Below are 14,455 nucleotides of genomic sequence, written 5' to 3'. Positions count from 1 at the left end.
AATCCATCTCTGCGGATCATAATCGGTTTCGCCGGGTCGCCGAAGGCAATCAGGCCCCGGCCGATCCGCCGTTCCTTCTCGCCAGCAACCCGACAATTCCGGCAGCGCAGAATGTGATGAGATGTTCGAGCAATAGCTCGGTGTTCTCGCCTGGGGGGGCATCACGGCGCTCCTGATCGAGCCGTGCGGCGCGGTCGCCGGACGCCATCGTCATGACCAGCGCTCCAACCATGAAAAGATAGGCATCGACGCGGCAAGCGGGGGATGAACCCGGGTAGAGCCGCGCAAATGCCGCCAGGAAATCGCTGGCCGTGGGGTCGAAATGCTCGGCCAATACGCCGCGCGCGGCCTCGCGCGGATCGACCGCCTCGCGGGCCGTCAGCTGCGCGAACGCCGCCCCTTGAACGCCTTCCGCGAAACGCTGGCGCACGGAAGGGCCGATGAAGGCTTCGACCACCGCACGGATATCGGGCGCGGACACGGCCATCGCCACGCCGAGCGCCGTGCCGCGTGCCAGGGCCAGCGCATCCGCCCGGCGGGCGAAGACGGCCCGATACAGCGCCTCCTTCGAGCCGAAGTAATAGCTCAGCTGCGAAAGCCGGACGTCAGCCGCGGCCGCGAGATCCCGCATCGAAGCGCCATCGGCGCCGCCACGTTCCGCGAATGTCCGCTCCGCAGCGTCGAGAATGCGCTCGCGCGTCGACGCCCCTGACATCGAATCCCTTTCCTTCGCAACGCCTCCGCGCTGCGCGATTTCCTCTTACCAGAAAGCACATCTTACGCTATTGGTCGGACGTTCGTCCAAATTATACCGAGAAGAGCACATCGGGACGGGAAGGAAACCAGCATGATGCCGACCGGGCGCCTCGTCGATCTCTCGATCCCGCTCGAAAACGATGTGCCTGCCGATCCGCCTTTCCAGAAGGTCAGGATCGACTACCGCACCCATGAGGGCACCGCGAAGGACATCGCTGCGGCTTTTCCCGGCCTGAAGCCTGAGCAACTCCCGGACGCTATGGGCTGGGCCGTCGAGCTTGCGACGATCTCGACGCATAACGGCACCCATGTCGACGCGCCCTGGCATTACCATCCGACGCAGGATGGCGGCGCCCCTGCCCTGAAGATCGACGAATGCCCGCTGGAGTGGTTCCTGCAGCCGGGCGTGAAGCTCGATTTCCGCCATCTTCCGGATGGTCACGTCGTCACCCCCGCCGAGATCGACGCCGAGCTGGAGCGGATCGACCATCGCCTCAGCCCGCTCGATATCGTTATCGCCAACACCCGAGCCGGCAGCCGCTACGGACAGGCCGATTATATCGACTCCGGCTGCGGCTTCGGCCGCGAGGCCACGCTGCATCTCGTCCGCCAAGGGATCAAGGTCGTCGGGACCGATGGCTGGAGCTGGGATGCTCCGTTCAGCCACACCGCCCGGCGTTTCGCCGAGACGGGCGACGCCTCGCTGATCTGGGAGGGCCATAAGGCCGGGCGCGAGGCCGGCTACTGCCAGATCGAGAAGCTGCATAATCTCGAAGCGCTGCCGGCAACCGGCTTCATGGTCAGTTGCCTGCCGGTGAAGGTCCGCAACGGGTCCGCCGGCTGGACACGCGCCGTCGCCATCCTGCCGGCCTGAAACGAAAAGCAAGGGAGACGCCCATGAGCAAGGTCATCATCACCTGCGCCGTCACCGGCGGCATCCATACGCCGACCATGTCCGAGCATTTGCCGATCACGCCCGACCAGATCGCGGAACAGGCCATCGCCGCCGCCGAAGCCGGCGCGGCCATCCTGCATCTGCACGCCCGCGACCCCGAGGACGGCCGCCCGACACCGGACCCGGCCGTGTTCATGGAGTTTCTGCCGCGCATCAAGCAGGCGACCGACGCGGTGGTGAACATCACCACCGGCGGTGGCCTGACCATGACGGTGGATGAGCGCCTCGCGGCGCCGCTCAGGGCCGCGCCGGAGATGTGCTCGCTCAACATGGGCTCGATGAATTTCGCGCTGCACCCGCTGGCGGAGAAGTACAGCGACTGGAAGCACCCCTGGGAGCAGCCCTATCTCGCCGGCACCAAGGACTTCATCTTCCGCAACACGTTCGGCGACATCGAGCGCATCTACAAATTGCTCGGCGAGGGGCACGGCACCAAGTTCGAGCACGAATGCTACGATGTCGGGCACCTCTACAATCTCGCGCATTGCCTCGATCGCGGCTGGTTCAAGCCCCCGGTCTTCCTGCAATTGATCTTCGGCATTTTGGGCGGCATCGGTGCCGACCCTGAGAATCTGATGTTCATGAAGCGCACTGCCGACAAGCTGTTCGGCAAGGACTATCACTGGTCTGTTCTTGCGGCTGGCCGTCATCAGATGGCGTTCTGCACGCAGGCCGCGATGATGGGCGGCAATGTCCGCGTCGGCCTGGAGGACAGCCTGTTCATCGGCAGGGGCAAGCTCGCCACCTCCAATGCCGAGCAGGTCGCCAAGATCCGCCGCATCGTCGAAGAACTCGGCTACGAGATCGCCACCCCGGAGGAGGCCCGCGCCACGCTCGGCCTCAAGGGCGGCGACCGAGTGAATTTCTGAGGCCACCGATGTCGCGCAGCCCCAATCCGCTCGATGGCTTCACGGTCGATCCTGCGGCGATCCGCTATGTCGGCGAAGGCCTGCAACGGCCAGAATGCATCCTCGCGGAGCGCGACGGCTCGCTATGGAGCGCCGATGCGCGCGGTGGCGTGGTGCATATCCGGCCCGACGGCACGCAGCGCCTGATTACCCAGACGGCCAGCCGCCGCTTCACCGACGCGGCTGACGAGGAAGCGCGCTTCGTTTCCGGTACGCTGCCGAACGGCCTCGCCTTCGCGGGCAATGGCGACATCCTCATCTCCAATTTCGGCACGGACCGTCTGGAATTGATGACGCGCGGCGGCGAGACCCGCGTGCTGGTCGACACCATCGACGGGCAGCCCATCGGCAAGGTCAATTTTGTGCTGCGCGACAGCCGCGACCGCGTCTGGATGACGATCTCGACGCGGACGCAGAACTGGATGCGGGCGATGAGCCCGACCATCCGCGACGGCTATATCGCCCTTTATGATGGCGGACGCCTGTGGATCGTCGCCGACGGCTTCGCCTTCACCAACGAGATCAGGCTCGATGCCCGCGAGGAGTGGCTCTATGTCGCCGAGACCTGCGCCTGCCGGGTGACGCGGCTGCGCGTCCAGCCCGATGGCAGCCTGACTGACCGCGAGACCTTTGGTCCCAGCGATCACGGCGCCTTCATCGACGGCATCGCCTTCGATGCTCACGGCAATCTCTGGGGCACCCATGTGATGGTCGACCGGATCTTTGCGATCACGCCCGACGGCGATCTGCGCATCCTGCTCGACGACGACCGCGGCAGCGAGGCCGGCAAGGCGCTGATGGCCGCCTTTGCCCGCGACGAAGTGACCTCCGAGCTGATGCTCGCCTGCGGCGGCACGATCGCACCCTGGTTCGCCAGCATCACCTTCGGCGGCCCCGATCTCGGGACGGCCTATGTCGGCAGTCTGCGGGCCTCGCGCATTCCGTATTTCCGCTCACCCGTCGCCGGGCTGCCCATGGCGCATTGGTAGTCGCCGCGACATCACGCACCGCATCGCAATCAAAAAAGGACCTGGGAGGGACCATGAAACGCTTCATCGCAGCATTGGCCGGCGTATCCGCGCTGTGCCTCGCCGGCGCGGCCCGCGCCGAGATTTCGGGGGGCTCCGTCAAGATCGGCGTGCTCACCGACATGTCCGGCGTCTACTCGGACATCACCGGCAAGGGCTCCATCGTCGCAACGCAGATGGCCGTCGATGACTGCATGAAGGCCGAATGCGCCGGCATGAAGATCGAGGTTGTCTCGGCCGACCATCAGAACAAGCCCGATATCGGCTCGACCATCGCACGCGAATGGATCGACCGGCAGGGTGTCGACGTCCTCGCCGACATGTCGAACGCCTCGCTGCAGCTCGCGATTCCGCCGCTGCTCAAGGACAAGAACCGGGTCGGCCTGTTCCCCGGCGGCACGGCGCGCCTCACCGGCGATGCCTGCCAGCCCGACCATGTCGTGCAGTGGATGTGGGACACCTACGTCCAGGTCGCCGGTGTCGCGAACTACCTGACCAAGCCCGGAACCAAATGGTTCCTCGTCACGGCCGACTATGCGCTGGGCCACCAGCTCGAGGCCGACGCGAAGACTCTGGTGACAGCCAAGGGCGGCACCTATGTCGGGTCGATCCGGCACGCCTTCCCTGCGGTGGATCTCTCGTCGCAGTTGCTGACCGCGCAGGGCTCAGGCGCGGATTTCATCGCGCTCGCCAACGCCGGAGGCGACACGGTCGCGGGCATCAAGACCGCCCGCGATTTCGGCATCGGGCAGGACAAGCAGAAGCTCGTCGCCTTCTTTCTCACCGCGATGGACGTCAAGAGCGTCGGCCTCGCCTCGGCGCAGGGCACCGTGCTGACCGAAGGCTTCTACTGGAACCTCGACGAGCGCACCCGCGCCTTTTCCGAGCGCTTCAAGGCCGCGCATGGCGCCGTGCCGTCGGCGATCCAGGCCGGCATCTATTCGTCGGTCCGGCACTATCTGAAGGCTGTCGCCGCCGCGAAGTCCGACGAGGCGAAGACCGTGATCGCCAAGATGCGCGAGCTGCCGATCGAGGACGACGTCGTGCGCAACGCCAAGCTGCGCGCGGACGGCCGCATGGTCCATGACTTCTACGTCTTCCGCGCCAAGCAGCCCTCGGAGTCGAAAAGCGAGTGGGATCTCTACGATGTCCTCGCGACCATTCCGGGCGACCAGGCGTTCCGGCCGTTGAGCGAAAGCGCCTGCCCGGCTCTCAAGCGCTGAAGCCGGAAAACAAGTTGCATCATGGAGTTACAGCCGAATTCGATCAGATTGATTCAACCTGATCGGATCCGGCTTTAGAACGACCGGCCGGCGTCGCCTTACCGCCGGCCGTCACGACGTTCTGCAGTTGGGGTTCCGGCGGAGGGCGGCTACCGGGCGTTGCGAGCCGCGACTTCGCCCGCCGCATCAGATCGAGAAGATAAAGCGCCGCCGGCGTCAACGGCAGATCGGCCCGGCGCACGACAACGAGCGCCGGCGCGGTCAGCTCCTCCACGATCTTGATCGTGGTCAGGGCTTGCCCGGTCATCTCGAAATCCTGCCACTGGCTCGGCACCATCGCCAGCAGGTCGCTATTGGCGAGGCATGTCAGCAAGGTGAGCGCGGACTGGCTACGCACCGCCAGATGCGGCGCCGGCAGCTCGTGGCCCGCGAAGAATGCGTTGATCTCGGCGCTGTCATCCGCCGTGATCGACGTCGTGACCCAGTCCTGTCCGACGAGGTCGCGCAACGACGTCGCGCCCGCGAGCGGATGCCCTGCCCGGCAGAGCACGACGCGGCGGTTCTGGAAGAGCACTTCGAGGCTGAGTTCAGGCACGGCCTGCGCCCCGCCCTCCGGGCCGATGTAGAAATCGACCGAGCCGTCCCGCAGTCGCGTTTCGAGGGTGGGATAGAAGCCCTCGATGATATGCAGCTTGATGTTCGGGTAGCGCGCCCGGAAGGGCCGCAGGCTCGACGGCAGCAGCGCGAGATGCGCAGCGATCGAAAGGCCGACCGTCACGGTGCCCGTGCCGGCTCCGCGCAGCTGCTCCATCTCCTCGCGCGTGCGGCGAATCTCCGACAGGATCGAGCGAGCACGGGCGATGAAGGCCTGGCCGAAGGGCGTGCAGACGACGCCGCGGGCGCGCCGCTCAAACAATGGCGCCCCCAATTCACGCTCGAGCATGGCGAGGCTGCGCGTCAGCGCGGGCTGCGCGATCCGCAAATGGCGGGAGGCCGCCCTGACACTGCCACGCTCGGCGATCGCGACGACTTCCTCGAAGTGATGAAGCTTCATGATCCGGCCTCCCGCCGAGCGCACCGAAGCGATATCAAACTGCTATCGCTCCGGCATTATTGTCATCTATTCAGGTATATGCCCGTCCGCTAGCTCTGTTCCACCGAAAACGCAGGCGCCGCGCCCTCACGGGAAGAATGGCGCCGCAGGAGGAACGCAATGGACATCATCAAGCCCGCCTTCCATCACGTCACGTTCAAGACCAGCCGCCTCGCGGAGATGGTCGCTTGGTACGGCCGGGTGGTCGGCTCCACGCCGAATTTCCAGGATGCGAACAATGCCTGGACGACCAATGACGCAGCCAATCACCGCGTAGCCTTTCTGTCAGCGCCGGGTCTCGGCGACGATCCCGACAAGCGCAGCCATAACGGCATGCACCACAGCGCGTTCGAATATGAGAGCTTCGCCGACCTGATGTCGTCCTATGCCCGGCTGCGTGACGAGGGCATCCTGCCGGCCTTCTGCCTCGACCACGGCATGACGATCTCGATCTACTATCGCGATCCCGAGGGCAATTTCGTCGAGCTGCAATGCGACAGCTATGGCGACTGGGCGCAATCCAGCGAATGGATGCGAACGTCGCCGGATTTCAGGGAAAACCCGATCGGGACTTTCTTCGACCCCGAACGCGTCTACCAAGCCCATAAGGGCGGGGCCGGCTTCGAAGCGCTGCACACGGGCATGCGCAAGGGGGACTACGAACCGGCCGGTGCGCCGCCCGATCTCGGCCTGCCGATTTGACGGCAAGGCGGAGGTTCGTCAGCGATGACAGCCCGACTGAACCCTGAGGATCGCGCGGCGATCGAGGATCTGATCCAGCGCCATGCCTGGCTGATCGACCATGGCGAGTCGGATCGCATCGGCGAGCTGTTCACCACGGATGCCGCGCTCTATGGCGTCGGCCCCGACAAGGTCGGGCGCGCGGCCATCGCCGCCTGGGGCGCGGAGCGCGCGGCCATGCGCGAGAGGCGCTCGCGGCACGTCCAGAGCAACATCCTGATCGAGGCCGTTTCGCCCGACACCGCGCGCGGCTTCGTCGTGCTGACGCTCTATCGCCATGACGGCGCCGGGCCGGGCTCGGCCACGCCCTTCCTGATCTGCGAATACGCCGACCGCTACCGCAAGGAGCCGGATGGGGAATGGCGCTTCGCGGAGCGGCGCCTGTCCGTGCTGTTCGGCCAAGCCTGACATCGATCGGAGCCGGCTGGATAGCTGGCACCTGAGCTCAATCCGAAGGAGTGCCTTCAATGCGTCTCGCCACCATCTCCCGCAACGGCAAGGCCCGGCTGGCGGCCTATCGCGGCCAGGATCTCGTCGATCTCTCGGCGGTCGGCACCGGCCTGCCGGAAAGCATGCTCGCCTTCATCGAGGGCGGGCCTGCGGCACGGGCCGCCGTCGCCGCCGCGCTCGACAAGGCCCCGGCCTCTGCAGTGCTCGACCCGGAGCGGGCGACCTTCCTGCCGGTGTTGCCGCGTCCGGGCAAGATCATCTGCGTCGGCCTGAACTATGCCGATCATTCGGCGGAGAGCGGCTTCAAGCAGCCGGACTATCCGACGCTCTTCGGCCGCTTCTCGACGACGCTGATCGGTCATCGGGCGCCGATGATCCGGCCGAACCTCTCGGACCAGCTCGACTATGAGGGCGAGATCGCGGCGGTGATCGGCCGGCACGGCAAGCATGTGCCGAAGGCCGCCGCGCTCGATCTCGTCGCCGGCTACGCCGTCTTCAACGAAGGCTCGGTGCGCGAGTACCAGTTCAAGTCGCCGCAATGGACGGTCGGCAAGAATTTCGACGGCACCGGCGCCTTCGGCCCGGCGCTGGTCACTGCGGACGAACTGCCTCCGGGCGCGAAGGGGCTGAAGCTCGAAACCCGCCTCAACGGCCAGACCGTCCAAAGCGCCTCGACCGACACCATGGTCTTCGATGTCGCGAGCCTGATCGCGATCATCAGCGAGGCGATCACGCTGGAACCGGGCGATGTCATCGTCACCGGCACGCCTGCCGGCGTCGGCGGTGCGCGCAAGCCGCCGCTCTTCATGAAGCCCGGCGATGTCTGCGAGGTCGAGGTCGAGGGCATCGGCCTGCTGGTCAATCCCATTGCTCAGGAAGCAGCCGCACAGACCGCCGCGTGACCGGGCGGGCATCGTTGAGCAAGACGGAAGGGGACATGCGGTGAAGGACAGCGGCAACGAGATCGACGTGCTGATCGCCGGCGCCGGCCCTGTGGGGCTAGCCGCCGCCATCGAACTCGGCAGCCGCGGCGTGCGCTGCCTCGTGGTGGAGCGCAACGACCGGGTCGGCTACGCGCCGCGCGCAAAGACGACGAATGTCCGCACCCGCGAGCATCTGCGCCGCTGGGGCATCGCCGACAGGCTGCGCGAGGTCTCGCCGATCCCGCGCGACTATCCCTCCAACGTCGTCTTCGCCACGCGGATGACCGGGCCCAGGCTCGCGCGCTTCGAGAACGCGCTGAACGGCAGCCCGGCGCGCAACGACCTCTATTCGGAATCCGCCCAGTGGGTGCCGCAATATGTGCTGGAGGAGGTGCTGCGCGAGCATGCGGCCTCGCTGCCGGGCGTGAGCATCAGCTTCAGCACCGAACTCGCCTCCTTCAAGCAGGATGGCGGCGGCGTCACCAGTGAACTCAAGGACCTTTCGACGGGCAAGGTCGAGCAGGTCAGGAGCGCCTACCTCATCGGCGCCGACGGCGCGCGCAGCCTGGTGCGCGACGCCATCGGCGCGACGATGACCGGCGACAGGGCCTATTCGCGCAACTACAACATCATCTTCCGCGCTCCCGACCTCGCCAGCTGCCATGCGCACGGCGAGGCGATCATGTACTGGATGATCAACGAGGAGCTGCCCTCGCTGCTCGGGCCGATGGATGGGCAGGGCCTGTGGTTCTTCATGGTCACCAAGCTCGCCAACGACATCGATCCGGCGAGCGTCGACCCCGTCGCCCTGATCCGCCAGGGCACCGGCCTGCACGACCTCGAGATCGAGATCGTCGGCAAGGACCCCTGGGTCGCGCACAAGCTGGTTGCCGATCGTTACGAGGAGGGGCGCGTCTTCCTCGCTGGCGACGCCTGCCATCTCCACCCGCCCTTCGGCGGCTTCGGCATGAACATGGGCATCGGCGATGCGGTCGATCTCGGCTGGAAGCTCGCCGCCGCGCTCCAGGGCTGGGGCGGGCCTGAACTGCTGGCGAGCTACGAGGCGGAGCGGCGCCAGGTGCATGAACGCACCATCGCGGAAGCGGTGATCAATTACGGCGTGCTCGGCAATCAGCTCGTCCGGCCGGGGCTGGAAGATCCCGGGCCGCTCGGCGAGGCGACGCGCCGCGAGGTCGGCGAGATCATCGAGGCGACCAAGCTGCGCGAATTCAGGACGCTCGGCATCGTGCTGGGCTCGCGTTACGCGGATTCGCCGGTCATCGTACCGGATGGCAGCGAGCCGCCGCCGGAGCATTTCATGCTCTATGTGCCCTCGGCCCATCCCGGCTGCCTCGCGCCGCATCTGTGGCTGAACGACGGCTCGTCGCTCTACGACAATTTCGGCTCCGGCTTCACGCTGCTCGTCACGGCGGGCGAGACGCAGCAGGCGGCAGGCTTCGCAGCAGTGGCCGAGCACCTCGGAATCCCGCTGACGGTTCTCGCTCCGGGGGACCGGCGCTTGCCTGCGCGTTACGCTGCGCGGTTCGCGCTGATCCGGCCGGACCAGCACGTCGCCTGGCGCAGCGACGCCCTGCCGGCGGATGCGGCGGAACTGCTCGCACGCGTCACCGGGGCCATCGAAAAGGGAGCGGTCGCACCGGTATCTGCCACGGCCGCATAGAAGACCAACGACAAAACAATCGGGGAGGAAACGATGATACGAGGAATGGCGGGCGCCTTGCTGGGCGCCCTGTTCGGCCTGTCTCTCTCAGCGGCAGGTGCGCTCGCGCAGACCATCGAGCTCAAGGTCTCGCATTACCTGCCTCCCAACCACCAGCTTCACAAGAAGCTCGAAGAGTGGGGCGACGATCTTGCCAAGCGCTCGGGCGGGCGGCTCAAGCTGACGATCTTCCCCGCCGCGCAGATGGGGCCGATGCCACGGCAATACGATCTCGCCCGCACCGGCGTCGCCGATATCGCCTTCTTCCTGCACGGTGCGCTGCCGGGGCGCTTCCCGCTGACGGAGCTGACCCAGATCCCCTACATCTTCAATCGCGGTGAAGGCGCCGCCTCCAAGGCGATCAGCACTGCCGAAGCCTCCGCGATCGTGACCGGGATGGCCGCCGATCTCGCCGCCGAGCATGAAGGCACGAAGCTGCTCTATTTCATCGCGACGCCGACGGTGAGCCTGTTCTTCAACCGCGGGGCGGTGCGCGACCCTGCCGCGATGCGCGGCCTGCGCATCAGGCACAACGGGCCGATCGCGTCCGCGATGATCGAGGCCTGGGGCGGCAGCCCGGCGGCCGTCACGCCGGCAGAGCTTTCAGACGCGCTGGCCAAGGGCACCATCACCGGCATGCTGTTCAACTACGAGGCGGCAAAGTCCTTCCAGATGGCCGAGAGCATGAAGTCGGTCACGCCGGTGAAGGCGTCCGCCGGCACCTTCGCGCTGGTCATGAATGCCGAGCGCTACAAGTCCCTGCCGGAAGACCTGCGCAAGATCATCGACGAAACCACGGGGCCGGAGGCCGCGCGCAAGATCGGCGCGCTCTACGACGCGGCCGAGGATGACGGCGAGAAGTATCTGCGCGCCGCCAATGTCGAGATCGTCGATCTGACACCCGCCGAACGGGCCGCCTTCGAGGAGAAGACCAAGCCCATCGCCGCAGCCTTCCTGCCGAAGGCCGAGGCGAAGAACCCCAAGGCGCGCGACTTCTACGAGCGGCTGCGCGCAGCCGTGGGCAGGGCGCAATGACCGGCGGCGGCGCAGGCCATCGCTTCGATCCGGCGCGTCTTCTGACAGCTTGCGGAGCGATCGCGCTGGCCGTGATGCTGCTCTGGACGATGCTCGACATCGGCGGGCGGCTCGCCTTCAACCATCCGATCCACGGCACGCTCGATCTCGTCGAGGTCACGCTGGTTCTCGTCGCCTTCCTGGCGCTGCCGGATTGCTTCCGACGGGACGAGCAGATCAAGGTCGACATCTTCGACGCGGCGGCGGGGCCGCGTGGGCTCGCGATGCTGATCCTGATCGGCGAGATCGCGACGCTTGCCTTCCTCGGGCTGCTCGCCGCCACGCTCCTGCAGCCGCTCATGGACGCCTATCGCTTCGGCGACCAGAAGCCCGATCTGCCGGTGCCGATCTGGACGCTCCTGTTGACGATCGAAGTCGCCCTCATCGTTTCCATGATCGTCGTCCTGGGCCGCGTCATCACGCAGGTCAGGATGTTTCCGCGGGGCGAGAACAAGCCGAAAGCGGCCGCACTGCATCGCCAGGAGGAGGCCACGCCATGAGCACGACCACCATTGGCCTCCTCGGCATGGCGACGCTCGTCGGCATGATCCTGGCCCGCATTCCGGTCGCCGTGGCGCTCGGCCTCGTCGGCTTCGTCGGCTATGCCGCCATCGACGGCTTCGCCAAGGCCAGGCTCGTCTTCGGCGCGGTGCCGCTCGAATTATCTTCCGCTTATTCGCTCTCGGTGCTGCCGTTGTTCACGCTGATGGGCGCGCTCGCGACGATGGCCGGCCTATCCGGCGATCTGTTCCGCGCGAGCAACGGCATCTTCGCCGGCATCCGCGGCTCGCTCGCCATGGCGGCGGTCGGCGCCTCGGCGGCCTTCGGCGCCGTCTGCGGCTCGTCGCTGGCGACGGCGGCGACGATGAGCCGGATCTCGATTCCGCAGATGCTGAAGGCCGGATATTCGCCAGCGCTGGCGGCGGGTGTGGTCGCCGCCGGCGGCACGCTCGGCATCCTGATCCCGCCTTCGCTGATCCTGATGATCTACGGCATCATCGCCCAGCTCTCGATCATCAAGCTGTTTGCGGCAGCGCTGATCCCGGGTCTTCTGCCCACCGCCCTCTACCTCGCGACCGTGGCGCTCTGGGTCTGGCTGCGGCCCGGAGCGGCGCCGAAGTTGCCGGCGGAGAGCCGGGCCCAGACCTTCCGCCTGGTGCTGTCGATCTGGGACGTCGCGCTGCTTTTCGCGGTCACTTTCGGCGGCATCTATCTCGGCTGGTTCAGCCCGACCGAGGCGGCTGCGGTCGGCGCCTTCGGTGCCCTCCTGCTGGGGCTCCTGCGCGGCGGCTTCAAGCGCGGAGACGTCGCCACCGCCTTCACCGAGACGACGCGCATCACCGCCAATCTCGTCCTGATCGTGCTGGGATCGACGATCTTCTCCTATTTCGTCGTGCAGACCGGCATGGCCCAGTCCGTGGTCAGGAGCATCGATGCGGTCGGCCTGCCGCCGCTTGCGGTGATGCTGCTGCTCGTCGCCTTCTACGTCTTCCTCGGCTGCTTCCTCGAAGGGATCGGCATGGTGCTGGTGACGGTGCCGGTGCTGCTGCCGCTCGTGCTGTCGACGGGTTACGATCCGATCTGGTTCGGCGTGCTCCTGGTGATCGTCGTTGAGATCGGACTGATCCATCCGCCGGTCGGCATGAACCTCTTCGTCATCCGCACCCAGGCGCCCGAGATCAGCCTGGGGGCGATGTATCGCGGGGTGCTGCCCTTCCTGGTCGCGCCCTTCGTGCTGATCGCCATGCTGCTCGCCTGGCCGGACCTCGCGCTATGGCTGCCGCGCCATCTTGGAGGCATGTGAAGGCGGCGCGCGGTCGGCCCGTCAGGCCTTTGGAAGCTGGCGGGGCCGTCCGATCGAAGCTCAGGCCGCTTCGCGAATGAAGCGGCTGAGGAAGAGGCGGGTCCGCGGATGCTGTGGATTGGCCAGCACCTCTTCCGGGCGCCCCTGCTCCACCACGAGCCCGCCATCCATGAACACGACGCGATCGGCCGCCTCGCGCGCGAAGCCGATCTCATGGGTGACGACGATCATCGTCAGCCCCTGCACGGCCAGATCGCGCATCGTCGCCAGCACCTCGCCGACCAGTTCGGGATCGAGCGCCGAAGTCGGCTCGTCGAACAGCATCAGCCTCGGGCGGATGGCGAGCGCGCGAGCGATGGCGACGCGCTGCTGCTGGCCGCCGGACAGCTGGCGCGGATAGGCGTTGGCCTTCTCGGTCAGCCCGATGCGGCCCAGCAGTTCCATCGCGTAGTCGGTCGCGGCCTTGCGGCCGTGCCGGTGCACGCCGACCGGCGCCTCGATGATGTTCTCCAGCGCCGTCATGTGCGGATAGAGGTTGAACTGCTGGAAGACCATGCCGATCTGGCGGCGCTGCGCCGCGATCGCCCGGTTCGACAGCTTGATCAGCCGCTCGCCGGCGAGCCGGTAGCCGATCTGCTCGCCCGCGACCATGATCGAGCCGCGATCGATCGCTTCGAGATGGTTGATGCAGCGCAGGAAGGTCGACTTGCCCGAGCCCGAAGGCCCGAGGATCACGACGACCTCCCCGGATGCGACATCGAGATCGATGCCCTTCAGCACCTCGTTGGAGCCGAAGGATTTGTGGACGTTGCGGGCGCTGACCAGCGGCAGGCCCCCCGCTTCGGTGGCGTTGCGGGTCATGGTGTGGGCTCCGCGATGACGACGGGCGCCGCCTGGGTCGAGCCGCGCTCGCCGCGGGCGTAATAGCGCTCGATGAAGCCCTGGCCGACGTTCAGGACCGAGGTGATGGCGAGATACCAGATCACCGCGACCATCAGCATCGGGATGACCTCGAAGGTGCGGTTGTAGACGGCTTGCACCGAATAAAGCAGGTCGGCCATGGCGATGACGCTGACCAGCGAGGTCGCCTTGATCATGCTGATGAGCTGGTTGCCGGTGGGCGGCACGATCGAGCGCATCGCCTGGGGAATGATGACCCGGCGCAGTGCCCGCGAGCGCGTCATGCCGAAGGCATCGGTCGCTTCGACCTGCCCCTTGTCGACCGAGAGCAGCCCGCCCCGTATGATCTCGGCCATATAGGCCGCCTCGTTCAGCGAGAGGCCGGCGATGGCCGCCGTCATCGGCGTGATCAGGTCGTTGGTGTGCCAGCTGACCAGCGTCGGGCCGAAGGGGATGGAGATCGAGATTTCGGGAAAGAGCGTCGAGAGATTGTACCAGAAGATGAGCTGCACCAGCAGCGGCGTGCCGCGGAAGAACCAGATGTAGAGGCCGGCGAGGCCGCTCAGCAGCCGGTCGTCCGAGAGCCGGGCGACCGCGAGCAGCAGCCCGATGGCGACGCCGATCACCATCGCGACGACCGTCAGCCCGAGCGTGACGTAGAGCCCGCGCAGGATCGACTCGGCGGTGAACCACTGGGCCACGACCGGCCAACCGAAATTCGGGTTCCAGGCGACGATCCAGGCGAAATTGGCTGCGACGACGAGCACGAATGCCCAGATCAGCCAGCGACCCCATTCGACCGGGCGGTGGGCGGTGGCGACGTCGCGCAACGTCGCCTGCCGATCGCCCGCCATGTCAGCTGCGGTGCTCATCGTTCGGC

15 protein-coding genes are annotated in these 14,455 nt (G+C 66.6%); 11 read left to right on the top strand and 4 right to left on the bottom strand.

The window, feature by feature from the left end:
- Nucleotides 1-49: 49 nt before the first annotated feature.
- A complete protein-coding gene (locus tag NWE53_RS01865; RefSeq protein WP_265052694.1) occupies nucleotides 50-715 on the bottom strand; it encodes a TetR/AcrR family transcriptional regulator in 666 nt (221 codons plus the stop codon).
- 132 nt (nucleotides 716-847) lie between these two features.
- On the opposite strand from NWE53_RS01865, the gene NWE53_RS01860 reads away from it, so the two are divergent.
- From NWE53_RS01860 to NWE53_RS01845, 4 genes are read left to right on the top strand one after another with little or no spacing between them, the layout of a single operon-like run.
- Nucleotides 848-1,630 carry a cyclase family protein gene (locus NWE53_RS01860; RefSeq protein ID WP_265052693.1) on the top strand — a complete coding sequence of 261 codons (783 nt, stop codon included), beginning with the start codon at nucleotides 848-850 and terminating at the stop codon, nucleotides 1,628-1,630.
- 23 nt (nucleotides 1,631-1,653) lie between these two features.
- Nucleotides 1,654-2,580: a 3,5-dioxohexanoate:acetyl-CoA acetone transferase gene (gene kce, locus NWE53_RS01855; protein WP_265052692.1), complete on the top strand. Its 927-nt coding sequence runs from the start codon at nucleotides 1,654-1,656 to the stop codon at nucleotides 2,578-2,580.
- A gap of 8 nt (nucleotides 2,581-2,588) precedes the next feature.
- Nucleotides 2,589-3,608: an SMP-30/gluconolactonase/LRE family protein gene (locus NWE53_RS01850; protein WP_265052691.1), complete on the top strand. Its 1,020-nt coding sequence runs from the start codon at nucleotides 2,589-2,591 to the stop codon at nucleotides 3,606-3,608.
- A gap of 53 nt (nucleotides 3,609-3,661) precedes the next feature.
- Nucleotides 3,662-4,870, top strand: a complete 1,209-nt coding sequence (locus NWE53_RS01845; protein ID WP_265052690.1) for an ABC transporter substrate-binding protein — start codon at nucleotides 3,662-3,664, stop codon at nucleotides 4,868-4,870.
- 43 nt (nucleotides 4,871-4,913) lie between these two features.
- On the opposite strand, the gene NWE53_RS01840 is transcribed toward NWE53_RS01845, so the two are convergent.
- Nucleotides 4,914-5,924, bottom strand: a complete 1,011-nt coding sequence (locus NWE53_RS01840; protein WP_265052689.1) for a LysR substrate-binding domain-containing protein — start codon at nucleotides 5,922-5,924, stop codon at nucleotides 4,914-4,916.
- Between the two features lie 159 nt (nucleotides 5,925-6,083).
- Between NWE53_RS01840 and NWE53_RS01835 the strand changes: the two genes are divergently transcribed.
- Genes NWE53_RS01835 through NWE53_RS01805 form a run of 7 tightly spaced genes read left to right on the top strand, consistent with a single transcriptional unit; the run spans nucleotide 6,084 to nucleotide 12,675 of the window.
- Entirely contained in the window at nucleotides 6,084-6,665 is a 582-nt protein-coding gene (locus NWE53_RS01835; RefSeq protein WP_265052688.1) for a VOC family protein, read from the top strand.
- Nucleotides 6,666-6,689: 24 nt separating this feature from the next.
- Nucleotides 6,690-7,112 (top strand): nuclear transport factor 2 family protein, encoded by a 423-nt coding sequence (locus NWE53_RS01830; RefSeq protein WP_265052687.1) that lies wholly within the window; start codon nucleotides 6,690-6,692, stop codon nucleotides 7,110-7,112.
- A 59-nt stretch (nucleotides 7,113-7,171) separates the two neighbouring features.
- Nucleotides 7,172-8,056 carry a fumarylacetoacetate hydrolase family protein gene (locus NWE53_RS01825; protein WP_265052686.1) on the top strand — a complete coding sequence of 295 codons (885 nt, stop codon included), beginning with the start codon at nucleotides 7,172-7,174 and terminating at the stop codon, nucleotides 8,054-8,056.
- Nucleotides 8,057-8,096: 40 nt separating this feature from the next.
- Nucleotides 8,097-9,758, top strand: a complete 1,662-nt coding sequence (locus NWE53_RS01820) for an FAD-dependent monooxygenase (protein ID WP_265052685.1) — start codon at nucleotides 8,097-8,099, stop codon at nucleotides 9,756-9,758.
- Between the two features lie 33 nt (nucleotides 9,759-9,791).
- Nucleotides 9,792-10,832, top strand: a complete 1,041-nt coding sequence (locus NWE53_RS01815; protein ID WP_265052684.1) for a TRAP transporter substrate-binding protein — start codon at nucleotides 9,792-9,794, stop codon at nucleotides 10,830-10,832.
- A complete protein-coding gene (locus NWE53_RS01810) occupies nucleotides 10,829-11,371 on the top strand; it encodes a TRAP transporter small permease (protein ID WP_265052683.1) in 543 nt (180 codons plus the stop codon). The genes NWE53_RS01815 and NWE53_RS01810 overlap by 4 nt, the downstream gene beginning before the upstream one ends.
- Nucleotides 11,368-12,675 (top strand): TRAP transporter large permease, encoded by a 1,308-nt coding sequence (locus NWE53_RS01805; RefSeq protein ID WP_265052682.1) that lies wholly within the window; start codon nucleotides 11,368-11,370, stop codon nucleotides 12,673-12,675. The genes NWE53_RS01810 and NWE53_RS01805 overlap by 4 nt, the downstream gene beginning before the upstream one ends.
- 60 nt (nucleotides 12,676-12,735) lie before the next feature.
- Here the strand turns inward: NWE53_RS01805 and NWE53_RS01800 are convergent, their stop codons facing one another.
- A complete protein-coding gene (locus NWE53_RS01800; RefSeq protein ID WP_265052681.1) occupies nucleotides 12,736-13,536 on the bottom strand; it encodes an amino acid ABC transporter ATP-binding protein in 801 nt (266 codons plus the stop codon).
- Nucleotides 13,533-14,447: an amino acid ABC transporter permease gene (locus NWE53_RS01795; protein WP_265052680.1), complete on the bottom strand. Its 915-nt coding sequence runs from the start codon at nucleotides 14,445-14,447 to the stop codon at nucleotides 13,533-13,535. The genes NWE53_RS01800 and NWE53_RS01795 overlap by 4 nt, the downstream gene beginning before the upstream one ends.
- Nucleotides 14,448-14,455: the final 8 nt, after the last annotated feature.

This window comes from Bosea sp. NBC_00550 (assembly GCF_026020075.1).
GTDB lineage: Bacteria > Pseudomonadota > Alphaproteobacteria > Rhizobiales > Beijerinckiaceae > Allobosea.
Note: the sequence above shows the minus strand (reverse complement) of the source record. Positions and strands in the feature narration are given on the sequence as shown.